This window comes from Nocardia sp. NPDC003999 (assembly GCF_053604885.1).
The window spans coordinates 61,644-86,582 of record NZ_JBSGIB010000022.1 but is presented as its reverse complement, the minus strand read 5'-3'; the positions used below and the strand labels follow the sequence as shown (position 1 = coordinate 86,582).

The 24,939-nt window shown below is 68.5% G+C and carries 23 protein-coding genes; 5 read left to right on the top strand and 18 right to left on the bottom strand.

Annotated elements, in window-relative coordinates:
• Window positions 1-58: 58 nt before the first annotated feature.
• A complete protein-coding gene (locus ACWESM_RS30610) occupies window positions 59-1,021 on the bottom strand; it encodes an MBL fold metallo-hydrolase (RefSeq protein ID WP_452494734.1) in 963 nt (320 codons plus the stop codon).
• A gap of 148 nt (window positions 1,022-1,169) precedes the next feature.
• On the opposite strand from ACWESM_RS30610, the gene phoU reads away from it, so the two are divergent.
• The gene (gene phoU / locus ACWESM_RS30605) at window positions 1,170-1,835 is read left to right on the top strand and encodes a phosphate signaling complex protein PhoU (RefSeq protein ID WP_355079396.1); all 666 of its coding nucleotides are present in this window, start codon (window positions 1,170-1,172) and stop codon (window positions 1,833-1,835) included.
• A gap of 118 nt (window positions 1,836-1,953) precedes the next feature.
• On the opposite strand, the gene katG is transcribed toward phoU, so the two are convergent.
• The 6 genes from katG to ACWESM_RS30575 form a co-directional block, all read right to left on the bottom strand.
• On the bottom strand, window positions 1,954-4,185 hold the full coding sequence (katG, locus tag ACWESM_RS30600; RefSeq protein ID WP_356968487.1) for a catalase/peroxidase HPI: 2,232 nt from the start codon (window positions 4,183-4,185) through the stop codon (window positions 1,954-1,956).
• A 35-nt stretch (window positions 4,186-4,220) separates the two neighbouring features.
• Entirely contained in the window at window positions 4,221-4,664 is a 444-nt protein-coding gene (locus tag ACWESM_RS30595) for a Fur family transcriptional regulator (protein ID WP_355079392.1), read from the bottom strand.
• Window positions 4,665-4,898: 234 nt separating this feature from the next.
• Window positions 4,899-6,068, bottom strand: coding sequence for a zinc-dependent alcohol dehydrogenase (locus ACWESM_RS30590; protein ID WP_397276658.1), 1,170 nt, complete (start codon window positions 6,066-6,068; stop codon window positions 4,899-4,901).
• Window positions 6,069-6,080: 12 nt separating this feature from the next.
• The gene (locus ACWESM_RS30585) at window positions 6,081-6,596 is read right to left on the bottom strand and encodes an SRPBCC family protein (RefSeq protein WP_355079388.1); all 516 of its coding nucleotides are present in this window, start codon (window positions 6,594-6,596) and stop codon (window positions 6,081-6,083) included.
• Window positions 6,597-6,789: 193 nt separating this feature from the next.
• Window positions 6,790-7,551, bottom strand: a complete 762-nt coding sequence (locus ACWESM_RS30580) for an enoyl-CoA hydratase (protein ID WP_364435400.1) — start codon at window positions 7,549-7,551, stop codon at window positions 6,790-6,792.
• Between the two features lie 135 nt (window positions 7,552-7,686).
• Window positions 7,687-8,877, bottom strand: coding sequence for a glycoside hydrolase family 19 protein (locus tag ACWESM_RS30575; RefSeq protein ID WP_452494730.1), 1,191 nt, complete (start codon window positions 8,875-8,877; stop codon window positions 7,687-7,689).
• A 177-nt stretch (window positions 8,878-9,054) separates the two neighbouring features.
• On the opposite strand from ACWESM_RS30575, the gene ACWESM_RS30570 reads away from it, so the two are divergent.
• The gene (locus tag ACWESM_RS30570) at window positions 9,055-10,587 is read left to right on the top strand and encodes an FAD-dependent monooxygenase (protein ID WP_364435406.1); all 1,533 of its coding nucleotides are present in this window, start codon (window positions 9,055-9,057) and stop codon (window positions 10,585-10,587) included.
• 74 nt (window positions 10,588-10,661) lie between these two features.
• Here the strand turns inward: ACWESM_RS30570 and ACWESM_RS30565 are convergent, their stop codons facing one another.
• The 3 genes from ACWESM_RS30565 to ACWESM_RS30555 all read right to left on the bottom strand — a co-directional run bounded on the left by ACWESM_RS30565 (window position 10,662) and on the right by ACWESM_RS30555 (window position 13,714).
• Complete coding sequence (locus tag ACWESM_RS30565; protein ID WP_356968478.1) at window positions 10,662-11,336, bottom strand: hypothetical protein; 675 nt, start codon at window positions 11,334-11,336, stop codon at window positions 10,662-10,664.
• A gap of 541 nt (window positions 11,337-11,877) precedes the next feature.
• A complete protein-coding gene (locus ACWESM_RS30560) occupies window positions 11,878-13,101 on the bottom strand; it encodes an oxygenase MpaB family protein (RefSeq protein ID WP_452494727.1) in 1,224 nt (407 codons plus the stop codon).
• On the bottom strand, window positions 13,052-13,714 hold the full coding sequence (locus ACWESM_RS30555) for a TetR/AcrR family transcriptional regulator (RefSeq protein ID WP_397276646.1): 663 nt from the start codon (window positions 13,712-13,714) through the stop codon (window positions 13,052-13,054). The genes ACWESM_RS30560 and ACWESM_RS30555 overlap by 50 nt, the downstream gene beginning before the upstream one ends.
• Window positions 13,715-13,886: 172 nt before the next feature.
• Here ACWESM_RS30555 and ACWESM_RS30550 point away from each other — a divergent pair, with 172 nt between their 5' ends.
• Window positions 13,887-14,474, top strand: coding sequence for an LppA family lipoprotein (locus ACWESM_RS30550; protein ID WP_397276644.1), 588 nt, complete (start codon window positions 13,887-13,889; stop codon window positions 14,472-14,474).
• A 9-nt stretch (window positions 14,475-14,483) separates the two neighbouring features.
• Here ACWESM_RS30550 and ACWESM_RS30545 read toward each other — a convergent pair whose 3' ends face one another.
• A complete protein-coding gene (locus ACWESM_RS30545) occupies window positions 14,484-15,431 on the bottom strand; it encodes a GlxA family transcriptional regulator (RefSeq protein WP_364435419.1) in 948 nt (315 codons plus the stop codon).
• Between the two features lie 71 nt (window positions 15,432-15,502).
• On the opposite strand from ACWESM_RS30545, the gene ACWESM_RS30540 reads away from it, so the two are divergent.
• Window positions 15,503-15,838, top strand: coding sequence for a cupin domain-containing protein (locus ACWESM_RS30540; protein ID WP_355079368.1), 336 nt, complete (start codon window positions 15,503-15,505; stop codon window positions 15,836-15,838).
• On the opposite strand, the gene helR is transcribed toward ACWESM_RS30540, so the two are convergent.
• The 7 genes from helR to ACWESM_RS30505 all read right to left on the bottom strand — a co-directional run bounded on the left by helR (window position 15,823) and on the right by ACWESM_RS30505 (window position 23,888).
• Window positions 15,823-18,033, bottom strand: a complete 2,211-nt coding sequence (gene helR, locus ACWESM_RS30535; protein ID WP_452494723.1) for an RNA polymerase recycling motor ATPase HelR — start codon at window positions 18,031-18,033, stop codon at window positions 15,823-15,825. The two genes, ACWESM_RS30540 and helR, sit on opposite strands and share 16 nt — an antisense overlap.
• A 152-nt stretch (window positions 18,034-18,185) precedes the next feature.
• Window positions 18,186-18,632 (bottom strand): nitroreductase/quinone reductase family protein, encoded by a 447-nt coding sequence (locus tag ACWESM_RS30530; protein ID WP_452494721.1) that lies wholly within the window; start codon window positions 18,630-18,632, stop codon window positions 18,186-18,188.
• 69 nt (window positions 18,633-18,701) lie between these two features.
• Complete coding sequence (locus tag ACWESM_RS30525) at window positions 18,702-19,688, bottom strand: glycine betaine ABC transporter substrate-binding protein (protein ID WP_355079363.1); 987 nt, start codon at window positions 19,686-19,688, stop codon at window positions 18,702-18,704.
• On the bottom strand, window positions 19,685-20,422 hold the full coding sequence (locus ACWESM_RS30520; protein ID WP_355079361.1) for an ABC transporter permease: 738 nt from the start codon (window positions 20,420-20,422) through the stop codon (window positions 19,685-19,687). Before ACWESM_RS30520 ends, ACWESM_RS30525 begins: the two co-directional genes overlap by 4 nt.
• The gene (locus ACWESM_RS30515; RefSeq protein WP_452494719.1) at window positions 20,419-21,702 is read right to left on the bottom strand and encodes an ATP-binding cassette domain-containing protein; all 1,284 of its coding nucleotides are present in this window, start codon (window positions 21,700-21,702) and stop codon (window positions 20,419-20,421) included. The genes ACWESM_RS30520 and ACWESM_RS30515 overlap by 4 nt, the downstream gene beginning before the upstream one ends.
• A complete protein-coding gene (locus tag ACWESM_RS30510) occupies window positions 21,699-22,343 on the bottom strand; it encodes an ABC transporter permease (RefSeq protein WP_355079357.1) in 645 nt (214 codons plus the stop codon). The genes ACWESM_RS30515 and ACWESM_RS30510 overlap by 4 nt, the downstream gene beginning before the upstream one ends.
• Window positions 22,344-23,321: 978 nt before the next feature.
• The gene (locus ACWESM_RS30505) at window positions 23,322-23,888 is read right to left on the bottom strand and encodes a TetR/AcrR family transcriptional regulator (protein WP_364435437.1); all 567 of its coding nucleotides are present in this window, start codon (window positions 23,886-23,888) and stop codon (window positions 23,322-23,324) included.
• A 90-nt stretch (window positions 23,889-23,978) separates the two neighbouring features.
• Between ACWESM_RS30505 and ACWESM_RS30500 the strand changes: the two genes are divergently transcribed.
• Window positions 23,979-24,917, top strand: coding sequence for an SDR family NAD(P)-dependent oxidoreductase (locus ACWESM_RS30500; RefSeq protein ID WP_364435439.1), 939 nt, complete (start codon window positions 23,979-23,981; stop codon window positions 24,915-24,917).
• Window positions 24,918-24,939: the final 22 nt, after the last annotated feature.

Here is a 24,939-nt window from a genome sequence, read left to right as displayed (position 1 = left end):
CGCACGGTGACCGGCGCGGCGCCGATCGAGCCCGCCGGGGCAGCGGACGGCCGCGCGGTTATCGATGCGCCCATCTTTTCGCCGCGGTGTGGTCGTGGGTGGGAACGACCTCGACGTCCGCGGGCAGGCAGTGCAGGCGGTGGATCGCTGCGAAGGCGGCGGATCGGTCGTGGTCGACGAGAAGCCCTGGCAGCGGGGGTTTCTCGCGCAGCAGCGGGATCTGCTCCCGCCGCCAGACGGCGTCGCCCGCCAACAGCACGGTGCCCCCGTCCGCTACCGCGAGAACGAGCCCGATGCTGCCAGGGGTGTGCCCGGAGAGGTCCACCGCCAGCACCGAGCCGTCGCCGAAGAGGTCGTGGCTGCGGGAAAAGGTGAGTACGGGAGGCCCGTCGAGGTCGAAGGACGGCGTCGGTCGTGAGCCGAGCGACTCCGCGACGCCCATGGGGGCCGTCTCGGGGTTCGTCGCCCATTCCAATTCGGCCGTGGTCACCCGCAACGCGAGGGATGCCGGCAGGTCGAGCAGTCCGGCCACGTGGTCCCAGTGGATGTGCGTCGCGATCGCGAAGTCGAGTGCGTCCACGGGGACAGCGGACATCGCGAGCGAATCAGCTAGGCCGACAAGCGATTTACGTGGAGCGACGAGATCGCGATACGGGCGGCGCAGCTGCGGCAGGACCCGGGCGTGTACGTCGGCGCACATCGCCGGATCGACCACGAAACGAGCCTGTGGGTGTTCGACCAGAAAACTGGTCATAGCGATCGCTACCGAGGGCGGCCGCAACGCTCCTTCGATCACCCCGTAGGCCGGAGCGGGCCGCACACCATGGATGAGCGCGGTCAGCCGGACCCTGGCTCGCGCCGGGGGCAATCCCGCGTCGGTGAGCGTGTCGAGCAACTCCGTGTCGCGACGTCGCGGCTGCAGCGTGCGCCACGGCATCGACATCCCGGCGGCGCAACACGACCACCACGTCGCGGCGGTACCGGTCCGCGCCGTCAACGGCCCCGCTGATGGCAGATCCACACCGGCCCCTTCCAGCCCGACCGGCAGCGGCGCGGCCGACGAACAGCTTTCTCAGGCAAACCACGATGTTAACTCAGGTTCCGGCAGTCGACCGGTGCGCGATCGCGGACCCGCAGCGCGCCGGCGGGATGCGCGCGATGATGGAGGGGTGCGCACCCGCTTCCACGATCACCTCGAGCAGCTCGCCGACCACTTGCGAGCGATGTGCGTGCGCAATCGGGAGGCCATCGCGATGGCCACCGACGCCCTTCTCGGCGCGGATCTGGAGCTGGCCGAACGCACCATCGACTACTGCGCCGAAACCGCCGCGATGCGCGAGGACGCCGAGCACGCCGCGGTCACCCTTCTCGCCCTCGAAGCTCCCGTCGCGGGAGAACTGCGGCAGGTGGTGACGGCGCTGCAATTGGTCGATGACCTCACCCGGATGAGCGCGCTGACCGAGCACATCGCCGACGCCGCCAGACGCAGGCATCCCGCCGACGTGGTCCCCGAACCGGTGCGAGATCTGGTGACCCATATGGGTGCAGCGGCCGTCGACCTCGCCGACGCCGCGGTCGGTGTGCTGACCACCGCCGACCCCGGCGATGCCGCGGACATCGACGCTCGCGACGACACCATGGACGATCTACACCGCGCGCTGCTGGCGGCGATCCTGGCCGAAGGATGGGACAACGGCACCGCGGCCGCGGTCGACGTCACTCTGCTCGGCCGCTATTACGAACGCTTCGGCGACCACGCCGTCGAGGTGGGCCGCCGCACCCTGTACATGACCACCGGGCGCCGCCAGGACGACGAGGTCGCGCAATCGCTATAGGACCGCGAATCGTGGGTGCGCGGAACGGAATTCGTTGCGCTCGACGGTCCATCGGACGGCGGGTGACGAGACGATCCAGGCCGGCCCCGAAGAACCGGCCCGGATCGTCGAATATCGATCAGGCGAGATCGAACCGGTCGTTTTCGACCACCTTGACCCACGCCGCGACGAAGTCGTCGACGAACTTCGCCTTCGCGTCGTCCTGCGCGTACACCTCGGCCACCGCCCGCAGCACGGAGTGCGATCCGAAGATGAGGTCGTTGGCCGTCGCCGTCCACTTCGCCGCACCGGAGGCGCGGTCGAAGCCTTCGTAGACGTTCTCCGCCGACTCCGACGCCTTCCACTCGGTGTTCTGGTCGAGCAGGTTGACGAAGAAGTCGTTCGTCAGCACGCCCGGCCGGTCGGTGAATACACCGTGGTCGGTGCCGCCGTAGTTGGCGCCCAGAGCGCGCAGACCACCGATGAGCACCGTCAGCTCCGGAGCGGTCACGTCCAGCATGTACGCCCGGTCGAGCAGCAGGCGCTCCAGCGGAGCCTTCTCGCCGGTCCGCGTGTAGTTGCGGAACCCGTCGGCCCGCGGTTCGAGCACCGCGAACGACTCGACGTCGGTGTTCTCCTGGGTGGCGTCCGTCCGTCCGGGTGCGAACGGCACCGTGACATCGTGGCCCGCGTCCTTGGCGGCCTTCTCGATCGCCGCGGACCCGGCCAGGATGATCAGGTCGGCGAGCGAGACCTTCTTGCCGCCGGAGGCCGAACCGTTGAAGTTCTGCTGGATCTGCTCGAGCACCGGCAGCACCTTGGCCAGCTCGTCCGGCTCGTTGACTTCCCAGTTCTTCTGCGGCTCGAGCCGGATCCGGGCACCGTTGGCGCCACCGCGCTTGTCGGTGCTGCGGTAGCTGGCTGCCGAGGCCCAGGCGGTCTTGACCAGCTGCGCGACCGACAGGCCGGACTCGAGCACCTTGCTCTTCAGCTCCGCGATGTCCTGCTCGTCGATCAACTCGTGATCGACGGCGGGAACGGGATCCTGCCACAGCTGCGGCTCGGGAACCCAGGGGCCGAGGTAGCGGCTGATCGGGCCCATGTCGCGGTGCAGGAGCTTGTACCACGCCTTGGCGAACGCCTCGGCCAGCTCCTCGGGGTGATCGAGCCAGCGCCGGGTGATCTCCCGATAGATCGGGTCTTCGCGCAGCGACAGGTCCGTGGTCAGCATGGTCGGCGTACGCGCGGGCCCGCCGAACGGATCCGGGATCGCGCCCTCGCCCGCACCGTCCTTCGGCTTCCACTGCCAGGCCCCGGCGGGGCTCTTGGTCAGCTCCCATTCGTAGCCGTACAGGTTCTGCAGGAAGCCGTTGCCCCACTTGGTCGGGGTGGCGGTCCAGACGACCTCCAGGCCGCTGGTGATGGCGTCCTTGCCCTTGCCGGTGCCGTACGCGCTCTTCCAGCCCAGGCCCTGCTGTTCGAGGGGAGCGCCTTCCGGTTCGGCGCCGACCAGGCCGGCATCGCCCGCGCCGTGGGTCTTGCCGAAGCTGTGGCCGCCGACGATCAGCGCGGCGGTCTCCTCGTCGTTCATCGCCATGCGGCCGAATGTCTCGCGGATGTCGCGCGCGGCGGCCACGGGATCCGGCTGACCGTTGGGCCCTTCGGGATTCACATAGATCAGGCCCATCTGGACGGCGCCGAGCGGGTTGGCCAGCTCGCGGTCACCGCTGTAGCGCTCGTCGCCGAGCCAGGTGTCCTCCGGACCCCAGAAGACCTCCTCCGCCTCCCAGATGTCCGGACGGCCGAAGCCGAAGCCGAAGGTCTTGAACCCCATCGACTCGAGGGCCACGTTGCCCGCGAACACCAGCAGGTCGGCCCACGAGATCTTGCTGCCGTACTTCTGCTTGACCGGCCACAGCAGCCGGCGCGCCTTGTCCAGGTTGGCGTTGTCCGGCCAGCTGTTCAGCGGCGCGAAACGCTGCGCGCCCTGACCGCCGCCGCCGCGGCCGTCGGAGATGCGGTAGGTGCCCGCGGCGTGCCAGCTCATCCGGATGAACAGGCCGCCGTAGTGGCCGTAGTCGGCGGGCCACCAGTCCTGCGAATTGGTCAGGACCGCCGCGACGTCGGCCTTGAGGGCGTCGACGTCGAGCTTCTTGAATTCTTCTGGGTAGTTGAAGTCCTCTCCGAGCGGGTTGGACTTGGACGTATGGGCGTGCAGCACCGAGACATCGATCTGCTCCGGCCACCAGTCCTTGTTGCTGCGGGGGCGGTGGTCCGTCTTCGCGGTGGGCGACGGGATCGCCGGGTTCTCGCTCTCGCTCGCGCTGTGGGTCTTGGTGTCAGGATTGGGCGGGCGGCTATCGGATGACACAGCATTCCTTCCTGAATGAGTGATGTGGGCTGCGATCACGAATGTGATCGGGAAGCCTGTGATTCCACACAATCGGGGCACAGGCCCCAGTAGATGACCTCGGCTTCATCGATCGAGAACCCGCTGTCATCGGACGCGGTCAGACACGGGGCCTCGCCGATGGCGCAGTCGACATCGGCGATCACCCCGCATCCTCGGCATACGACGTGATGGTGGTTGTCGCCGACCCGCGATTCGTAGCGGGCGACGGACCCGGACGGCTGGATACGCCGGACCAGGCCGGTGGCGGTGAGTGCGTTCAATGAGTCGTAGACCGTTTGGTGGGACACCTCGGGCAGCGCGGATCGAACAGCGCGGATGATCGACTCCGTGTCGGCGTGCGGGTGGTCGTGGACCGCGCTGAGCACCGCGACCCGCGGGCGGGTCACACGTAGCGAAACTCCTCGCAGCATCTGCTGGAACTCCGAGGCCGTTGGCATGCTCGGAAGTCTCGTCCGTTTTCTGGAACGAGTCAAGAGTTTGTTCGGAAGTTGCGCGGTACGTGCCGCGCGGAGGCCGCCCCGGAGGGCTCGTCGGGCAGCGTACCCACTGCCGCGCAGAGCACGTGGGCGTTTGCGGCGATTCGATCGAGCCGACGAGGCGCGGATGATCCGGCTACCGGATCGGATGGGCAACCAGCGAGCTATCTCGGCGCTGCGGCCCCATGGGCCCGCTCAGGGCCGGAAAACGGAGCGGATGCAGCCTTCCTTTTTGTGCTTGAAGATGTCGTAGCCGTATACCGCGTCGTCGAGCGGCATGTCGTGGGTGATCAGGTAGGAGGGGTCGAGATCGCCCTGTTGGATGTAATCGAACATGCGGGGTACGAACCGCTGGCCGTATTGCTGTGCCGTGCGGATGGTGAGACCCTTGTTCGTCACGACGCCCATGGGGAATTTGTCGGTGAGACCGTATACGCCGAGCACCGAGACGATGCCGCCTTTCCGGCACGCGAGAATCGCTTCCCGCAGCGGTGTCGCCCGATCCGATTCCAGCCGGAGCAACTGTTTGGCCCGATCGTAGAGTTGCTGGAGTCCGGTGCCGTGTCCTTCCATCCCGACGGCCTCGATGCAGGCGTCGGGCCCGCGGCCACCGGTACTTTCGCGCAGGATCTCGTGGACGCTGTCGACGGCGGTGTAGTCGATGGTTTCCGCGCCGAACTGCTCTTCCGCCACGCGCAACCGCTCGGGAAGGCGGTCGATGACGAAGATCCGCTCGGCGTCGAGCAGGCGTGCCGTGTGCCCGGCCATCAATCCGACGCCGCCGCTGCCCCATACCGCGACGGTGTCGCCGGGGTGGATGTCGCAGAATTCGGCGCCCATCAGTCCCGTCGGCACGGCATCGGACAGGAACAATGCTTGTTCGTCGGTGATGCCCTCCGGTATCCGGAAACAGTTGGTGTCGCCGAAGGGAACACGGACATATTGCGCATGGGAACCCTGATAACCCCCGAAGGGATGGGTGTAACCGTAGATGCCGCCCGTCGGGTAGCCGAAAAGCGGTTGTTGCAGAGCGCTGTTCGGATTGGTGGTATCGCAAAGGGAATACAGTTCGTGGTCGCAATACCAGCACGATGCGCATCCGATGAAGGACGGGACCACGACACGGTCACCCACGGCGATCGAGGTGACTTCGACTCCGGTTTCTACGACCTCGCCCATGAACTCGTGTCCGAAGACGTCGCCTTCCCGCATTCCCGGCAGATATCCGTCGATGAAGTGCAGATCGGACCCGCAGGTGGTGGTCAGGCGGACCTGGACGATGACATCGTGCGGATTGACCAGAACCGGATCGGGGACAGTTTCCACGGCGAGTTCGTTGACGCCGTTCCAGCAGAGCGCGTGCATGTCTCCTCCTGTTCACCGAGCGGAAGAGCGGGCGCTCGGATTGTGGGCCAGGGTGGGCATTTCGCCGGTCTGCAGCCGGGCTCGGGCTCGGTAGAGCGCGGTGAACATGCCCGCGCCGGTCAGCAGGTCGGGCAGCGGGGTCCGGGCTCGCATCGTCACTTCGGTCCCGAGATTCCGCGGTGCTTCCCGGAAGGTGAGCTCGATTTCGAGACCCTGGCCTGCGTCCTGGTCGGCGGAGCCGACGAACCGGAAGTGTCCGTCCTCCTCGCGCAGTGTGGTCTTCCAGGTCGTGTGTCCGTCGGCGCCCGCGTACAACCTCCACTCGTAGGTCGACGGAGCCGGAGATCTGACCTCGGCGACGTCGCCCAGTACCTCCGACAGGCTCGTCGGGTCGCGCCAGAACTGCTCGACCTCGGCTCGTGGCCGGGCGATGGTCACGGTCTGACTGCCCGAGTAGCTGGTCGCCGACTCGATCACCCGTCCCACGAGATCGCTGAGCAGGTGTTTGGTGTCATCGATGTAGTGCATAGGGCCCTCCTCTCGCTCTCCGTGGTCGCAAGACACCCGGCACACACGAAAGGCCCCTGCGATCCGGATACGAACCATCGGCCGCAGAGTCGTGCGCTTCCTATGCGGTCTCGGAGCGGCTACCCGCCGCCGGAAACGCCAAACCGTTTCCGTCCCGCTTCGACGACCTCCGCCCACACCGCGCCGCCGCCGTTCATCTCGATCCGCCGATCTCGGCCTGCTTCGCCGCCAGGCGCGCGGCGAATTCCGGGGAGTCGAGGGAGGCGACCTGCGGCACGATCTCGGCGTCGACGGCATCGGCGTGGGCGTCGAGATTCGCGGTGTGGCGCATGGTGCGTTTGGTGGTGATGAGCAGATCGCGCGGCGCTTCGGCCGCGCCGGCGGCGAAGTCGATCGCTCCGGCGAGCAGCGCGTCGTGATCGCCGTCGATCACCCGGTGCGCCAATCCTGCGCTCAGCGCCGCCTGGGCGTCGAGGATCTCCCCGAACAGCGTCATCGCGGCGGCCCGTTGCGGTCCGACGGCGCGTTGCAGCATCCAGGTCATCCCGCCGCCGGGATGAAGGCCCAGTCGCAGGAATCGCGCGTCGAACCGCGCGCGAGGACCGGCGACCCTGACATCCGCGGCCAGCGCCAGATTGAGTCCCGCGCCGACGGCGGCGCCGCCGACCACCGCGATGGTGGGCAGTGCGCAGCGCGCGACCGCGAGGAATCCGTCGTAGATCACCCGCAGCCCCTCCTCGCGTGCCGCACCGAGCGCGCTCAGATCGGCTCCGGCGCAGAATGCGGGCGGGGTTCCGGTGACGAGCACCGCGTGCACGCCGGTATCGCGCTCGGCCTCGGCCACCGCGGCGGCCAGTTGTTCGGACAGCGCCGGTGTCAACGCGTTCCGCCGATCCGGGTCGTGCACGGTGATGACCGCGACCTTGTCCCGCCGCTCACTCCTGATCTCCGCCATGACCGGATCGTAGGCGCCGGGGACGGTCAGAAGACGCACGGGACCGCGCACCGACTCGTGGAGCGCTCTGACCGCCGAACGGAGATCCATCGCCGAGCTCACCGGGGCCGCGGATGCGTGGCGAACAATTCGGGTTCATTCCGCGTCGAGTACCTTGCGGGCACGGTCGTAGTTCTCCTTGCGCTCCGAAGCGCCATTTGAACCTCCGTTGATCGATCTGGTGATCGCGCCGACATCCGATTCGTCGGCCCGGTCGTTCAAATTCTTGGCGTCCCAGAACCACCCGGCGGTTGCGAAGGCGTACTTCGGATCCGCGGCCAGCTTGTGATCGCCGACGAGATCGACACCGAGGGCCTCGCCCGCCTCCTGGTAGTTGTTGCGACCGGTCAACTGCAACGCGCCACGGCCGTGGAAGCGGGCGCCGTCGCCGGGCTTGTTGTTGCCCAAGTTTCGGCCGACGCCGGAGCCGGGCCCGTAGAGGCGGTTGAAGTATTCGTCGTCACCGTATTCCTCGAGCGTTTTCAGGTCGTCGGTTTCCACCCCGATCTGGGCTAGGAAAGCGGCTTCCCGCTTCGGCGTGTCGATCCCGAAGTCGCGCATCGCCTGGTCGAGGTAGGGCAGGTACTCCTGCAATTTCGCGCGGGATGTGCCGGGGAAGATCCGCTCCAGTTGTTCCAGGGTCAGCGGGCCCGTTGTCCCGGCCCGGTCGGCATTGTGCCCGGCGACCGCGGCGAATTTCGTCTCCACCCGCACGAGTGTCGCGACGATTTCGGTCAGGAGTGACTTCTCCTCGGTCGGCGACAATTTCTTCGAGCGTGCCGAGACCGCCACCGTGGCAGCTTGCAGCACCGGTGCGAGACGTGCCGCCTCGTCTCTGATCGTTCCGATCAACGCGATGATGTCCTTCGCCACGTCGCCCACCTTGCCGGATATCCCCGTGGCTTGGGCTTTCAGATCGTCGGCGAGGCGGGCCAGCTTTCCGGACTTCTCGTTGTAATGCGTGGTGACGATGGACTCGTTGGCTACGTCGTACAAGTCGGCCTTATCGAGCAGGACGATCAGGTCCGGAATGTCCTCGGGGTGTCCGTTACCGAGTTGGTCGACCATGAGATCGAAAGCGTTTCGGGTGAATTCGATGACTTTCCGCAGCGTGGCGGAGGCTTGTGGTGGGGCGATCAGACTCTCGATCTGTTTGCGGGTATCGGCGACCGCCGAAGACGCCTGCGGGGTCGGATCCGCCCCGAGTACCTTGGCCGGTAGTGCGAGCAGACCGTATCGTGCCCGCCCCCAGGGATCCGCCTGCAACGGGTCGTAGGGGGAGCCCATGTCCAGATTCTCGCATGACCAGCGCAAACGTCCGCCATTCTCTCCCCAGCTGTGACAAGGCGGGAATATCCAGCGGGCGCTTCGAGTGTCTGTCGACTCCGGCGGTGACGACTCCGCGCAAGCGGCGTGCAAGCCGGTGCAAGTGCCGGGCAATGCTTTCGCCGCAGCGTGTTTCGTATGAACGAGACACGTGAAGTGGTGGTGGTCGGCGCCGGGCCGGTCGGGCTCATGCTGGCTTGTGAGCTGCGGCTCGCGGGGGTGGATGTGCTCGTGGTGGAGCGCCTCGCCGAGCCGGACCGCACGATCAAAGCGGGGGCGATCAATGTGCCCACCGCTCAGGCCATGTACCGGCGCGGGCTGCTGCCGCAGCTGCGCGCCGAGCAGGACGCCGCATTCGCCCGGTTCGCGCAGTTCCGTCGCGATGGCGGCATGCCGCCGATCGACCGGGGGCGGCGGCCTGCGGTGGGTCACTTCGCGGGCATCATGCTGAATTCGGACGCCGTCGACTTCGACGATCCGGAATTCGCCGAGGTCGGTCCGGCCGCCGAGGTCTTCCTGGTGGCCCAGCAGTCCGTCGAGGCGATCCTGGGTGGCCGCGCTGCCGAACTCGGCGTTGAGGTCCGGCGCGGGGTGGAGGTCATCGGGCTGTCCGACGACGGCGCGGGTGTCACCGTCGATTGCGGTGACCGCAGGGTGCGCACCGGCTGGCTGGTCGGCTGTGACGGCGGGCGCAGCACGGTCCGCAAGCTCGCCGGGTTCGAGTTCCCCGGCCTCGACCCGGAGATCACCGGCCATCAGGCGATCGTGGACATGACCGGAGCCGAGAACCTTCGAATGAGCTGGAATGCCACCGAGACCGGTATCTACGCCTATGGACCGATGCCCGGCCGCGTGCTCACCGTCGAACTGGACGGCCCGCCCGCCGACCGGGAGACCCCGGTGACGGCGGCCGAATTGCAGCAGAGCATCCGTGCCGTGAGCGGAGTCCCGGTGGTCGTCACCGCCGTGCATTCGGCCACCCGTTTCACCGACAACACCCGCCAGGTCCCCGACTACCGCAAGGGTCGGGTGCTGCTCGCCGGTGACGCCGCGCATGTGCACTCACCTTTCGGAGGTCAGGGCCTGAACCTCGGTATCGGCGACGCGGTGAATCTCGGCTGGAAACTGGCCGCCGAAGTGCGCGGATGGGCGCCCGGCGGTCTGCTCGACACCTACACCGCCGAACGCCATCCCATCGGCGCGTGGGTGCTGGATTGGACGCGCGCGCAGGTCGCTTTGATGCGCACCGATATCCGCAGCCGTGCCCTGCGCGCCGTCGCCGCCGAACTGCTCGCCTCGCGCGACGGCGCGACCGGCGTGTTCAAGAACATCTCCGGTGTTCGGCATCGCTACGACATCGGCGGGGGGCACTCGCTCGTCGGATCGGTCGCTCCCGACATCGAATTGGCCGACGGCACCCGCCTCGGTGAGTATTTCACCGGCGCGGAGGGCATTCTGCTCGACCTCGTCGATTCCGGCGACTTGCGATCCCGCGCCGCGGGATGGTCCGGGCGGGTGCGGGTCGTCACCGCGAAAGCCGCTCAGCCGCGCGAGCTTTCGGCGATTCTGGTCCGTCCCGACGGCTGTGTGGCGTGGGCTGCCGACGGCGGCGACCTGGACGGCCTCGAGGAATCGCTGGCCCGTTGGTTCGGTGCTCGCGCCCACACCTGATATTCGCGCGGACCGCGCCGCACCCGGTGACGCCGTGGGTGACATCGCCGGGTCGGGTTCGGCGGGCGCTGCGGTCAGCTCAGCAGTCGCTGTTCCAGTTGCGCGAGGACGGCTCGGTTGCGTTGCGCGTCCAGAGCAAGGGCTGCCGCCCAGACGTGCGCCGAGATGACTCCGGTCTGGACTCGGTCGATCCAGTCGTGAATGGTGCTGCGCCGATCGAGGGTGTCGCTGTCGAAGGTGATCGGTTCGAGCTCCGGCAGATGCACGTAGCGCAGCTGGGTGATCTCCCTTCCGCGGGCGTCGAAGATGCTGGCGGCCCACACTTCCTCGGTGGTGGAGGATTCTTCCGGCCCGTCCGGCGATGAGGTGATCGTGTCGGGCTGGTTGTCGATCCCGTGCACGACGGCGTCCGCGGCGGCCTGGTGGGCCAGCCCGAATCCCCACAGGCGGCCGTTCATACCCGCCATCATCCGCCCGGCGATGTCCAGGATGGGAGAGCCCGCCACGGTGGGGGTGTCGTTGGGCGAGAATTCCGCGAAGCCCGCCGCGCTCGCGCTGTCGTCCTCGCCGGTGCCGGTGAAACCCCAGATGTGGACGAGGCCGGTGTCGGTGGTGGGCGCACCGCTGCGGCGCGTGATCATGGCGGGCAGCAGGATGTCGATGACGGATCGGGCCGGATACCGAATCGCCGGTACGGTGTCCGGACGACGTGAGTTGTTGTTGCGCTTGGGGTTCCGGCGGCCGCACATAGAACTTCTCCGTCGAAGTGTGGTTTCGGACAAGGCGTCGATCCGGTGGTGCTCAGCGTTGTCAGTGTAGATAGATCGACCGGTGACGTTGTCGACAACAGCGCATACTCGTCCGCGTCGCATGTTCGAACCCACGGCCTCCGCTACCGCGCTCGGTTCACCGTCTCACCGACTGCTGCGGGTTGTTCGTCCAGGTCGGCGCTGCGGCGGGCCTGCTCCCCGCCGTGTGTGCTCGGACCCGCGCGGGCGGCGTCGGCATCAGGACGTGTTGACAAGCGTGAACCCAGCGGCGGCGGCCTTTCCCGGGCGGCGTCAGCCGGAAAGCTCGGTCCGCAGGAGCCCGGTTGCGTAATACCCGTCGACGGCGGAGGCGGCGACCGCTGCGGCATCGGTGTCGATGGTCCCGATTCCGTTGTCGCGCAATCCGTCCCAGGATGTTTCCCGTCTTCGGGGAAGTCGAGTTCCTCGTCGAGATTCTCCGACGCGCCGCCGACGTGGGTTGTCCGGCAGCGCCTGCGGGGTCGCGCTGCCGGATCGGCGGTCAGGCGGTGCGATCCAGCCGCGGCGCGGAATGCCCTATCGTGGCGCTGGTTTCGCCGATGAGGCGCCGCAGGAAGGCTTCCTGCTGCTCGCGTCCGTGGATGGCGGCGCGGTCGAGGCCGCCCGGAGTCAGGTGGGTGTAGGCGGTGCGCACGAGGTTGACGGGGATGCGCAGCGCGGGGTACCAGGGCGGGACATAGGCGGGCAAGCCGAGGATACGCATCGCCTTGGGTCCGAGGAAGGCGCTGCTGACGGACAGGTGCTGGGCGCGGGCGAGCCGGCCGCGCAGCGCGGGCAGGTTGGGATAGGACCAGTTCAGTGGATCATCGGCCATAGGTAGGGCGAGCTGGCGGCTGGTCTCGTCGGGATTGGTGATGGCGGTCAGGCAGTGGTCGAGGATGGCGATGCCGTCGCGGAAGCTGGTGGGCAGCCATTGCTCTTCGACGCCGATCAGCCAGCCGACGTAGCGGGTGAGGTGGGCGGCGGCGGCCAGCTCACGGGGGGAGAGGATGACGCCGAGCGCCATGCCGCCGACGACGGGTGCGAGCAGGGCGCCGACGAGGGTGGCGGCCATGTCGGTCTGGTTGATCGGCAGGCCCCATTCCTCGGTGCGCCAGTCGGGCATGGCGGCGACGTGCCTGCGGACCAGCGAGTGGATGAGGCGCACGTGCAGGGTGGAGCGGTAGCCGACACCGTAACGGTCCATGCCGTTCTCGGTGGACACGTCCATCGCCCATTGCAGGGTCTCGGCGAACCGGCGGGCGGGGCCTTTCTCCAGGGCGCCGGTGCGCAGCAGGGTCTTGTTGAAACCGGAGGCCAGATAGCCGCCGATGAAGGAGACGTCACGGGCGAAATACAGCCCGTCGTTGCCGCCGGAACGGAACACACGCTCGCCGTCGCGCAACAACTTCGGGTCGACCCAGGCGGGGGTGTCCTCGACGGCGGTGAAGAACTCGCGCAGCGGCGCGGGCGCGCCGGGGATGCTGTCGATGCCCGACCGGAGTGCCTGCTCGAACAACGGCCGCGTGACGGCCACGCCTTCGGTGTACATCCACTCGACGAGGCTGTCCATCGGCTCGTCGCCGACGAGCAACGAGGCGCCGAGCAACTGCCAGCGCTGCGGGGAAGGTTTCCCGATGCGCAGCAGCGCGGCGAACGGGCCCAGGCCGGGCGCCTTACGAGGCCGATCGGGATGCCGGGCCGGGATTGTCGCGGACGTCGTCATGGGTGGGCTCCTCGTCGGGGCGGGTGATGCCGTGTTTCATCAAAGGCACGATGGTGGTGCGGACAAAGGCGCGGGCGCGGTCGTCGTCGGTGAAGTCGACGCTGCCGCCGCCGGGGGTGAGCATCAGCGAGTGGGCCAGGCGGGCGACGAGTTCGGCCACCGGGCGCGGGTCGTACTCGTCGACGAGGCCCGCGGACTGGGCATGAGTGAGCATGCCGACGATGTACTCGATGCCGATGGACACCAGGCGTTCGCCCTGCACGGTGGAGAAGCGCAACGCTTCGTCCGGGGCGACCCGCAGCAGCTGGGTGACCAGCCGGTGGATGCGGGTCTGCAAGAGGACGTACAGCATGGTGTCCTCGATCTGGGCGTCCACGCCGGTGGCGCCGGCGGCGATCGCGGTCACCTCCGCGAGCATGCGCCGGGTCTCGCGGGCCAGTACCGCTTGGATCAGGTTGTCCTTGCCCGCGAACCGGCGGTGGATGGTGATCCGGCTGAGCTCGGCCATGCGGGCGATGTCCTCCAGGCTGGCCCGGCGGATCCCGACCTGCAGGATGCGTTCGAGCGCGGCGTCCATGATCCGTTCGTCGACGCCGTCGGAACCCTCGCTCATGATACAAACATACAAAGACTGTGTCATTGAGTCAATGATTCGAAGAGTGCGGCCGCGACACCGGTCGCGTTCGTCGCCGCGCCATGTTGTCGCTCCCGTATCACCCGCCACGAATAGAATTGCGCGGGAGGCGGACTCGCGATCCGTGCGGCCGCGGGAAGCGTGGGAGACGATGACCGGACCGCGATGGCCGACCGTAGCGCTGCGCTGGTCCGCCGTGCTCGCGGTCGCGGCTTGGACGGGCGGATGCGCGACCTTGCTCGGTGAGCCCGCCCCGCCGCCTTCGCCCGAGGAGATCGCCGCCGCAGCAGCGGAATTGGCCGGACTGCCGGCTTCGGAGGTGGCCGAGCAGCGGATGGCGTCGGTCGTCGAGGAGATCGCGAACGCCGCCTCGGCGATCGAACCGGCGCTGCGGTGGATCCGAAGCGAGGACCGCGCCGTGGGACCTTGCTATGGGCCCTATGCGCACACCGGCGGCAGGCGTGTCGTCCTGCCGCGCTATCGCGCCGACGGTTCCCTGCCCGCAGGAGCCTGGCCCGGGTTCCAGGAAACGGCCCGAGCGCTGGCCGCGTCCGTGGGTGCGACGGACATGCTGCCGAGCGCGGCATCGTCGCCGGACCGGTACGTCACGTTCGAAGGCTCGGATGGGGCCGAGTGGGACAGCAACACCGAGCTGTCGGTGTTCGCCGATGCCCGGTCGATGACGATCACCGCGACCGTGGGTTGCCGACTGCCCGCGGATGAGCGGTCGCCTCGGTGACTTTCCCTGTCACATCCGTATTCCCGAGCCGCGGAACGCTCGCCGGTAGGCGCCCGGGGTCGTGCCGACCTGGGCGCGGAAGCGGCGGCGCAGGTTGACCGCGGAGGTCAGGCCGACCCGTGCCGCGATCGCCTCCACCGGCAGGTTCGTCTCCTCCAGGAGGGTGCGCGCCTCGGCCACCCGGCGCGACAGCAGCCATGCCCCCGGGCTCGTGCCGAGCTGATCGGCGAAACGCCGGGCCAGCGTGCGCGGCGAGACGCTGAGGTACGCGGCCAGATCGCCAACCGACAGCGCTGTCCCGAGCCGCGCGCCTGCCCACTCGAGCAGGCCGTCGAGCGCGTCCGTGGGTGGTGCGGGCGGGGCGTACTGTGCTTGGCCGCCCTCGCGGTGCGGCGACATCACCATGTGCCGCGCGACGAGGGTGGCATGCGCGGCCCCGTGGTCCTTCCGGACGAGGTGCAGGCACAGGTCGATGCCCGCGCCCGCTCCGGCGCTCGTGGCGACATCGCCGTGGTCCACATAGAGCACGTCCGGTTCCACCCGAACTTCCGGGAACTCCCGCGCCAACTGTGCGGCGCGCGCCCAGTGCGTCGTCGCCGAGCGTCCGTCCAGCAAGCCCGTGCGGGCGAGCGCGAACACTCCGGAGCAGATCGTCACGAGCCGCGCCCCACGGGCGTGCGCCCGCAGCAGCGCGTGGCGCACGGGGGCCGAGAGTGGCGCCTCCACCGGCGCCCAGCCCGGGATGAGCACGGTGTCCGCGGAAGCGAGCGCCGAAAGGCCCTGCGACACCTCCAGCGTGTACCCGGCCGATGTCGGTACCGGTCCTGGCGTCTCCGCGCACACCTCGAACTCGTAGTAGTGCGGCACCCCGGCCCGCTGTGTGCCGAATACCTCCGCGGCGCAGCCCAGCTCGAATGTCGACTGCACCGGCCGCACCAGGGCCACCACGCGATGCATGGCAAGAATGTACCCGGTGGTGTCCGACTGGACACTTTCTCGGCCTGCTTCCGCGCGGCACCGTGAAAGCCATGCATTCCGAAATCCTCGCCCAGGAGGGCTACACCGCTGTGTCCGTCGCGGAATCTCCGGCTCGGGAGCTGTTTCCCGGAATCCGGGTACGGCACCTCTGGACCGGGCCGTCCGGTGCGAGCGCCAACGTGCTGGAGATGGACGCGGGTACGTCGTGGCCGCGCCGCGACGTCCACGAGCCCGGCCCCGAGGAGGTCTACGTGGTCGCGGGCACCTTCAACGACGGCGCGCGCGACTACCCGGCCGGGACGTTCCTGCACGCCCCGGCCGGATCGTGGCACGTGCCAGGGACTGCTACCGGCTGCACGCTGTTCGTCTTCTACCCGGAAGGCTGATCGCGCCGGCGGTCTCCGGCCCCGACGGGCGTCGAGGTTTCGGCGAGGCCGGTCAGCGCCTGCGGCAGTGGCCCCTGGTGCAGCACGCCGAGACGTTGGGTGGCGCGGGTGAGGGCGACGTAGAGTTCGGCCGCGCCGCGCGGGCCGTCGGCCAGAATTCGTTCCGGCTCCACGACCAGGACGGCGTCGTATTCCAAACCCTTGGTCTCCGCCGCCGCCACCGCGCCCGGCACGTCCGGTGGCCCGATCACGACGCTTGTGCCTTCGCGGGAGGCTTCGTCGCGGACGAATTCGTCTATGGCGGAACCCATTTCGTCGGCGGCGACCTGCCTGGACCACGGCCGTACGCCGCATGCGCGAACCGACTCCGGTGGCTGGACGCCGGGTGCGAACGTGGCGAGCAGCTCGGCGGCGACGGTCATGATCTCCGCCGGGGTGCGGTAGTTCACCGTCAGCGATCGGTAGACCCACCGGCCCGGTACGTACCGATCCAGCATCGCGCCCCACGAGGTCGCTCCGGCGGCCGCCCGGCGTTGGGCGAGATCGCCGACGATCGTGAAAGACCGCCCGGGGCAGCGCCGCATCAGCACCCGCCAATCCATTTCGGACAGTTCCTGGGCTTCGTCCACCACGACGTGCCGGTAGGTCCAGTCCCGGTCCGCCGCCGCGCGTTCGGCGAGTTCCCGGCTGTCGCGCTCGAGGAAGCGATCCGCCAAATCCTCCGCGTAGAGCAGGTCCTGGGCGAACAAGTGGTCCTCGTCGTCCATCATGTCCTCGCGGCTGACCAGAATATCCAGCACACCCGCCGCGTACTCGGCCTGGGCCTGCTGTTCCCGCTCGGCGTCGTCGTCCCGCTTCACACGGCCGAGTAGATCGACCAATTCATCGAGCAGCGGCACGTCCGACACCGTCCAGGCATCGCCTCTGCGGCGCAAGAGGGCCGGGTCGGCGCCCGCCGCTGCCAGCCGTTCCGGGGATTCGTACAGCTCCGCCAACAGCGTCTCCGGCGCCAGGATCGGCCAGAGTTCGTCGAGCGCGGCGGTGAACCGGTCGTTGTCCGCGAGTTCCGCGCGCAGGTCCGACCGCAGGTTCTCCCATGCTTCGCGGTCGTCGCGGGTCAGCCAGCCCCGGCCGATGCGGGCGATCGCCCGCTCGGTGAGCACCCAGGTGACGATCTCGGTGAACACGGCGCGAGCTTCGTTGTGCGGTAGCCCGCTCGCCCGCGCCTCCTCCCGGCCCCACTCCGCGGTTTCGGCGTCGATTCGCACGGTGACGTCGGACAACTCGATCGACAGCGGATGCTCCGGCACCCGCTGCCGATCGGCTACGGCCGCCGCGAGCACGTCCAGGATCCGCAGCGACCCTTTGTGCCGGGCGGCGTCCGGGTCGTCCTCCGCGGTGACGTGCAGGCCGGGCACCAGGTCGCCGGTGGTCGTGAACACGACGTTCGTCTCGCCCAGCGACGGCAGAACGCGGCCGATGTGGTTCAGGAACGCCGGATTGGGGCCGACCACGAGCACGCCGTGGCGTTCCATCCGCTCCCGCTGGGTGTAGAGCAGATACGCGACGCGGTGCAGCGCCACGACGGTCTTGCCGGTGCCGGGGCCACCCTCGATCACCAGCACGCCCGGGTGGTCGAGCCGGATGATCTCGTCCTGTTCGGCCTGGATCGTCGCCACGATGTCGCGCATCCCCTCGCCACGCGGCGCGTCGACCGCCGCGAGCAGCGCCGCGTCGCCGCGCTCGGCGCCGCCGGGGCGGCCGAGGACCTCGTCGGTGAAATCGACCACTCGGCGCCCGCGGGTGTGGAACTGCCTGCGCCTGCGCATGTTCTCCGGGCTGGCGGCGGTGGCGACGTAGAACGCGCGCGCCGCGGGGGCCCGCCAGTCGAGCAACAGCGGTTCGTACTCGTTCTGCGCGTCGAACAGGCCGATCCGGCCGATGTAGGAACGTTCGCCCGACAAGGCGTCCAATCGCCCGAAACACAGCCCGTTGTCCGCTACGTCCAGCCGCTTCACCTCCCTGGCCAGCGTGCGCACCTCGACATCCCGTTCCATCGGCGTTCCGCCGTTCCCGCGCAGAGCCGCGGTGTATCCGCGCCTCGCTCGCGCGCGCTCGGCGTCGAGCCGCGTGTAGAGCCCGGCCACGTAGCTCCGCTCGGACCGCAATTCGTCCTCGTACCCCTGAGTTGACACAGGCCCCTCCGTTTCGCGGCTCGACGATCCCGCGCGGACGCCGCTGCTCGCCTGATCACATCGAGCAGTAACGCCGCAGCCAGCGATTCTGCGGCACCACCCGGGTCTTGCCGCAAGCCCCTGGGTGCGCTATAGGTTGTAGGTGGAGGGGGTCAGAGGCGGGTGAGTTCGAACAGCGGAATGACGCGTTCGGTCTTCGCCTGGTACTCCGCGAGAACGGGTGCCAGCTCGACGACTCGCTCGAAATACCGGTCGCGTTCGTCGCGCGGCAACTCACGAGCGATCACGGCGTAGGCATCGGTGCCGACCTCGACTCGGGCACGCGCGTCGGTACGCAGGTTGTGCACCCACGCCGGATCCTTGGGCGAGCCGAGGTAGGAACCGACGACCAGCATCCGCCCGTCGACGGTCACATACGCCAGCGGTGACAGCCGGGGCGCGCCCGACTTCGCGCCCGTCGTGTGGAGCAGCAGTAGTCTGCCGCCCGGTAAGCCGCCGACCTCGCCGCCGTTGGCGCGGAACTCTTCCACGATGCCGCGGTTGAAGCCGTCCAGCGCGTCGGTGTCGGAAGCCAGTCTGTCCTTGTCGAACTCGGTCATGTGCATGGCAACTGTCCGAAGGGCGAGGTCCATTCCGGGCATGTCGCGGCGGCCGAAATCGTGCCGGCCCTACTCGACCAGCCTCGCGCTCTTCAGCCAGTCGTAGGCGACGTCGGCGGGGTCTTCGCCGTCGATGTCGACCCGGCCGTTGAGATCCTGCATCAGCTCGTCGGTGAGGTGCTCGGAGATGGTTGCGAGCAGCGCGCGCAATTGCGGGTACCGATCGATGATCGCGCCGCGCACGACTGCGGTGCCGCTGTAGGGCAGGAAGAACTTCCGGTCGTCATCGAGGACCACCAGGTTCAGGTTCTTGACCCGGCCGTCGGTGGTGTAGATCATGCCGAAATTGCACGGGGCGCTCTTGGCCGTGGCCGTGTAGACGACACCGGCGTCCATCCGCGTGACGTTGCCGGAGGGGACACCGTTCGGATCGTTGTAGGGGATACCGTATTTCTGCAGCATCGGAATGAAACCGTCGGAGCGGCTGAAGAATTCGTCGTCGACGCAGAACGTACGGTCGGGCACGGGGAGCGCGGCCACGTCGGACAGCGACTTCACGCGCAGGCGTTCGGCGGTCGGGGTCGACGCGCCGAAGGCGTACGTGTCGTTGAAGTTCGCCGGCGGCAGCCACTCCAGATCGTGGTCGCGCTTCTCGATGTCGTGCACGCGCTGCCAGAGTTCGGTCGGGTCGGAGATCGTCTCGGTCCGGTTGTGGTAGTTGACCCAGCCGGTGCCGGTGTACTCCCAGAGCACATCGGCGTCGCCGCCCAGCTGAGCCTGCCGGGACGAGGCCGAGCCCGGCGCCCCGGTCAGGTCGGTGACCTTCGCGCCCGCCGCGGCCAGGTAGGTCGCGGTGATCTTGCCCAGCAGCACGCCCTCGGTGAAGCTTTTGGAGGTGACGACCAGCTCGGCGCCGTCCAGCGGCCGGTCGCCGCCGGGCAGGCGCGCGTCGTGGAAGGTTCCCGAGGAGCTCACCAGACCGCACCCGGCGAGCGCCGCCGCCGATACGACGAGTGCGCAGAGCAGGGCGACCAGCCGGGCTCGTGGCGACCTCATGAGATACCTCGTGGGGTCGCGGCCAGTTCCACCAGTCGGCCGAGCCAGTCGATGATCAACGCCAGGAGTCCGACCAGAATCGCGCCGGAGACCAGCAGTTTGGGCAGGAAGAGGGTGACGCCGGTGGTGATCAGCGTGCCGAGGCTGGTCGCGCCGATGAACGTGCTCAACGTCGCGGTGCCCACGAGGATCACCAACGCCGTGCGCACCCCGTTCAGAATCACCGGGACCGCGAGCGGCAGTTCGACCTGCAACAGCGTGCGCGCGGCGGAATAGCCGATGCCGCGGGACGCCTCGATGGTGCGCTGATCGACTTGCCGGAGCCCGACGATCGTGTTCTGCAGGATGGGCAGCACCGCGTACACGACGAGACCGACGATCGCCGTGCGGAATCCCGTGCCCAGCCAGAAGGTGAACAGCACGAGCAGCCCGACCGCGGGCGCGGCCTGGCCGATATTGGCGATATTGACCGCGATGGGCTCGAGCCGCCGCAGCGCCGGGCGGGTCAGCGCGATGCCGAGCGGAATCGCGACGACCACCACGATCACCGTGGCCACTACGGTCAGCTCGATGTGCTGGACGATCGTGGTCTGCAGGTTGTCCCAGCCGAGGGACGCCTGCTCGGTCGCGGTGAATGTCGTCGACCGGTACCAGAGGACATATCCGACAGCGATGACGAGGATGACGATCGGTTCGAACCACACGTCGATCGGCAGGCGGCGCAGACGGCTCATGACGGCTCGTCCGATCCGGGTTCCTCGTCGGCGGCGACCACCGGCGTGGGCGCCGGATCGGTTCCGTCGACGTAGGTGACGTAGGAGAGGTCCTCCGCGTCGGCGCGGCCTTCGGCGAGTTTGGTCCGGATCACGTCGGTGACCGTGTCGATGCTGAGCGAGCCGAGGACCGCGCCGCGGCCGTCGGTGACCAGGGCGGCGCCTTGGCTGGTGGCGAGCATGGCGTCGAGCGCGTCGTTGAGCGTCGAGGATCGTGCGACCACGGGCAACCGCCGATCCAGGTAGTCGGAGACCTCCGGTTTGGTCGCCAGTTCGGTGAGCGAAGGCCACGACCGGGGCCGCCCGGCCTCGTCGACGACGACGACCCAGGTCTGTCCGGCGGCCTCGGCGCGGTCGATCACGCCCTGCGCCGACTCGCCGATCCGCGCGGTGATCACGTCGTCGTAGGCGACGTCGCGCACCCGCGACACGGTCAGATAGGCCAGCTTCGCGCCGGACCCGACGAACTCCTCCACGAACGGTGTGGCCGGATCGGTGAGGATCTCCTCCGGGCTCGCGTACTGCTCGACCTGGCCGCCTTCGGACAGGATGAGCACCTTGTCGCCGAGCTTGGTGGCCTCTTCGAAGTCGTGGGTGACGATCACGATGGTCTTGCCGAGTTCCTGCTGGATCGCGATCAAGCTGTCCTGCAGGCGAACCCGGGTGATCGGATCGACCGCGCCGAACGGCTCGTCCATGAGCAGCACCGGCGGATCGGCGGCGAGCGCACGCGCTACGCCGACCCGCTGCTGCTGTCCGCCGGACATGTCCTTCGGCAGCCGGTCGGCGAAGGCGGCGGGATCCAGACCGACCAGATCGAGCAGGTACTCGGTGCGTTCGGCGATCCGCTTCCTGTCCCACCCGAGCACCCGGGGGATGGCGCCGACGTTCCTGGCGACGCTCCAGTGCGGGAACAGGCCGCCGGACTGGATGACGTATCCGATCGATTGCCGGAGCTTGTCCGGGTCCTCCCTGGTGACATCGCGGCCGCCGATGAAGATGCGGCCCTCGGTCGGCTCGATCAAGCGGTTGATCATCTTCAAAGTGGTCGTCTTGCCGCACCCGGACGGGCCGACGAACGCGACGATGTCTCCCGCCTCGATCTCGAGGTCGAGGCGCCGCACCGCAGGCTTGTCCTGGCCTTTGTAGCGCTTGACGACCGAGTCCAGTGTGATGGACGCGCCGGTCACCGCGCGTTGCGTCGGCGCGGGAGCGGGCCCGGTGGTCACATCGTCGGTCATGACAGTCCCTTTGCGATCGTGAGGCGTCCGAGCAGGACGAGGAGTGCGTCGAACACCAGCGCGATGATGACGATGAGGATGGTTCCGGTGAGCGCCATCTCCAGGGAGTTCGCGCCGCCGAGGCGGGAGAGTCCGTTGAAGATCAGCGATCCGAGGCCAGGTCCGAGGACGTAGGCCACGATGGCGGCGACCCCGACGATCATCTGGGTGGACACCCTGATACCGGTGAGAATCACCGGCCAGGCGATCGGCAATTCGACGGTCAGCAGAATGCGCCGGCGCGAGAAGCCGATCCCACGGGCGGATTCGACGACCGAGGCCGGCACCGACCGCAACCCCACGATCGCGTTGCCGACCACCGGCAACGCCGCGAAGAACGCCAGCATCACGAACGACGGGACCACCCCCAGCCCGAACGGGACCAGCAGGATCGCCAGCAGTGCCAGCGAAGGAATCGTCAGCGCGACGCGGCTGGTGGTCAGCGAGAGCGCGGACAGCAGCGGCAGCCGATAGACCGCCACCGCGATGAGGACGGCGACCACGGTTCCGACCAGCACGGTTTGGAACGCCAGGGAGGCGTGTTGATAGGTCAGGAACGCCAGGACTTCGCCCCGCCCCCGGATATAGCTCCATAAATTCACGGGATTCCCATCGTCAGCCGAAGACCGGTCGGTACCTGTCCGTGTACAGCCGCGCGAGCCGGCGAAAAGTCGTGGACACTGCGGGTTCGATTTCCGGCGGCGCGCGGAAAGCGAATCGCCGCACGACCGAATTCGCGCTCCTTTTCGACCGTAACCGATTCTTTGCCGGACAGGAGTTCTGTGGGCACGAGTCCTCTGGTCACGAGAACGGGTTATGCCGCCTGTGCGACGGGGTCGACCGTCGAGTGGAGCCCGGCATTGCCCGCCATCACGGTGCTCGGCGCGCCGACGTGACCGCCTGACCCGACCACCTGCGGAGCGGATGCGATGCCGGCTGTGTGATCGGCGGACATACCAGGGCCTTTCGCTCGAACCGGATGATCGGGTCAGAGGAAACCACGCCCACCCCGGTGCGGCCAGCATTACAGTCAGCCGGATCGAAATGGGCGACGCGATCGTTCCCGTCGGGAGTGATCGGGCGTCGAATGCGCGGAATCGGCCCTCCGCCTGCCCCAATAGGTCTGTCGGCACCCGCCGGCGCGAAGGGCCCGCTCGGATCGAATCGCGCCCCGCCGCATCGGCGAGGGCTCGGCGAGCGCCCGGACATGGACGGGTTGGCGGCCAGATGATGTCGACGACGCGCGCCGGAGTCGGGCCCACCGGCTCGTTCAGCGGAAATCCACACCGAGCACGCGGTGCAGCGCTCGCGGCCACCGTGACCACGCCGCGCGGGGTGCGATTTTCGGCGCTGTCGCCGGTGCACCGGATTCCGGGCATTTCGCCGACCGGATCCGCCCGCTCGCGGTCGTCGCCGCGGTGCTGTGGGTCGGCGCGTTGATCGTGACGCTCACCAGTATCGAGAGCTCGTTGCCGCTGGCGCGGCCGTCGTGATGCTCGGCGAGACGGTGCTGAGGTACCGCACACACCGTCGCGGCCCGGGATCTGCGCACGGTGCGAGGTCGGTGAAATGCCGGGAACTCAAGTGCTGGAACGTAATCCGTCGACGAACAGGTCGAGCAGCCGCCCGGCCTGTTCCCGGCGTTCCGGGCTCTCGGTGGCGAGCGATATGCCGCTGAGGCCGACGAGTATGTCTTCGGGTTCGACGTCCGCCCGGAGCGTTCCGGCCGACGCTCCGGCTCGCAGCAGGGTGGCGACTGCGGCGGTCAGACGGTCGCGGCTTTCGGAGAACGGATTGCCGCCGGAGGCGATGACGGCGCGCAGGGCGTCGCCCATCCCACGCTTGGTGGTCGTGTAGTCGACGAAGCGGTCCATCCAGGTGCGCAACGCCCGGTCCGGTGGAAGTGCGGCCGACAGGTCGTCGGCCGAGTCGCACAGCCGGGCGAGTTCGCTGCGGTAGGCGGCGTCGACGAGGGCCTCGCGGGTGGGGAAGTGACGGTAGAGCGTGCCGATGCCGACGCCCGCTTCCTTGGCGATGGCTTCGAGCGTGACGTCCGGTCCGTCGTGGGAGAACGCGCGCGTGGCGACCTCGAGCAGCCGGTCTCGGTTGCGTTGCGCGTCGGCGCGCAGCGGGCGTGCGTTCGTCATCAATCCTCCCGGGAACAAAGTGGAGGGTCCTCCGGTTATTGTGAGTACCGGAGCCTCCTCCGGTTCGAGTCTACCGAGATGGGACACGTCATGACCGATCGCATCACCACCCCGTTCACCGCCGAATCGACCGCGGCGGAGGTGCTAGCAGGCATCGACCTCGCCGGGCGGCGCGCCATCGTCACCGGCGGCGCCTCCGGGATCGGTGTCGAGACCGCACGGGCACTGGCCGGCGCCGGGGCCGAGGTGACCCTCGCCGTCCGCGATCTCGCGGCCGGCGAGCGCACGGCGGCCGACATCCTCGGCACCACCGGTAACGACCGGGTGCGCGTCGCCGCGCTCGATCTCGCCGATCAAGCGTCCGTCGCGGCGTTCGTGGCCGGTTGGGAAGGGCCGCTGCACATGCTGATCAACAACGCGGGCGTGATGGCCTCGCCGCTGACGCGCACGCCGCAGGGCTGGGAAATGCAGTTCGCGACCAACCACCTCGGTCACTTCGCGCTGGCCACCGGCCTGCGTCCAGCGCTGGCCGCGGCGGGCGCCGCGCGCGTCGTTTCGGTGAGTTCGAGCGCGCATCACCGTTCACCGGTCGTGTTCGACGACATCCACTTCGAACGCAGGCCCTACGATCCGTGGTCGGCCTACGGCCAGTCCAAGACGGCCAACGTGCTGTTCGCCGTGGAAGCGACCCGGCAGTGGGCCGCGGACGGCATCACGGTCAACGCGCTGATGCCCGGCGGGATCCGCACCAACCTGCAACGCCACGTGTCCGACGAGGAACTCGAACGGCTCCGCGCGGCCGCGGGTGGGGCGCGGATGATGTGGAAGACGCCGCAGCAGGGTGCGGCCACCTCGGTTCTGGTCGCGGCGTCGCCCTTGCTCGCCGGTGTCGGGGGGCGTTACTTCGAGGACTGCAACGAAGCCGAGATCGGCGTTCTCAGCGCACGCAACGGAGTCGCCGAGTACGCGCTCGACCCCGATGCCGCGGCCCGGCTGTGGCAGGTGTCGAGCGAGATGCTGGTCGCTTGACGGGGCGCGTCTTCAGCTCTCG

Excerpts from the sequence above, each read along its gene's own strand:
- ACWESM_RS30570 (WP_364435406.1), top strand. The coding sequence starts at position 9,055 with ATGAACGAGACACGTGAAGTGGTGGTGGTCGGCGCCGGGCCGGTCGGG.
- ACWESM_RS30585 (WP_355079388.1), bottom strand. The coding sequence starts at position 6,596 with ATGCACTACATCGATGACACCAAACACCTGCTCAGCGATCTCGTGGGA.
- ACWESM_RS30505 (WP_364435437.1), bottom strand. The coding sequence starts at position 23,888 with ATGACGAACGCACGCCCGCTGCGCGCCGACGCGCAACGCAACCGAGAC.
- ACWESM_RS30550 (WP_397276644.1), top strand. The coding sequence starts at position 13,887 with ATGACCGGACCGCGATGGCCGACCGTAGCGCTGCGCTGGTCCGCCGTG.
- ACWESM_RS30500 (WP_364435439.1), top strand. The coding sequence starts at position 23,979 with ATGACCGATCGCATCACCACCCCGTTCACCGCCGAATCGACCGCGGCG.
- ACWESM_RS30525 (WP_355079363.1), bottom strand. The coding sequence starts at position 19,688 with ATGAGGTCGCCACGAGCCCGGCTGGTCGCCCTGCTCTGCGCACTCGTC.
- ACWESM_RS30545 (WP_364435419.1), bottom strand. The coding sequence starts at position 15,431 with ATGCATCGCGTGGTGGCCCTGGTGCGGCCGGTGCAGTCGACATTCGAG.
- ACWESM_RS30580 (WP_364435400.1), bottom strand. The coding sequence starts at position 7,551 with ATGGCGGAGATCAGGAGTGAGCGGCGGGACAAGGTCGCGGTCATCACC.
- ACWESM_RS30595 (WP_355079392.1), bottom strand. The coding sequence starts at position 4,664 with ATGCCAACGGCCTCGGAGTTCCAGCAGATGCTGCGAGGAGTTTCGCTA.
- ACWESM_RS30565 (WP_356968478.1), bottom strand. The coding sequence starts at position 11,336 with ATGTGCGGCCGCCGGAACCCCAAGCGCAACAACAACTCACGTCGTCCG.
- ACWESM_RS30530 (WP_452494721.1), bottom strand. The coding sequence starts at position 18,632 with ATGACCGAGTTCGACAAGGACAGACTGGCTTCCGACACCGACGCGCTG.
- ACWESM_RS30590 (WP_397276658.1), bottom strand. The coding sequence starts at position 6,068 with ATGCACGCGCTCTGCTGGAACGGCGTCAACGAACTCGCCGTGGAAACT.
- ACWESM_RS30560 (WP_452494727.1), bottom strand. The coding sequence starts at position 13,101 with ATGACGACGTCCGCGACAATCCCGGCCCGGCATCCCGATCGGCCTCGT.
- ACWESM_RS30515 (WP_452494719.1), bottom strand. The coding sequence starts at position 21,702 with ATGACCGACGATGTGACCACCGGGCCCGCTCCCGCGCCGACGCAACGC.
- ACWESM_RS30575 (WP_452494730.1), bottom strand. The coding sequence starts at position 8,877 with ATGGGCTCCCCCTACGACCCGTTGCAGGCGGATCCCTGGGGGCGGGCA.
- ACWESM_RS30555 (WP_397276646.1), bottom strand. The coding sequence starts at position 13,714 with ATGAGCGAGGGTTCCGACGGCGTCGACGAACGGATCATGGACGCCGCG.
- ACWESM_RS30520 (WP_355079361.1), bottom strand. The coding sequence starts at position 20,422 with ATGAGCCGTCTGCGCCGCCTGCCGATCGACGTGTGGTTCGAACCGATC.
- ACWESM_RS30540 (WP_355079368.1), top strand. The coding sequence starts at position 15,503 with ATGCATTCCGAAATCCTCGCCCAGGAGGGCTACACCGCTGTGTCCGTC.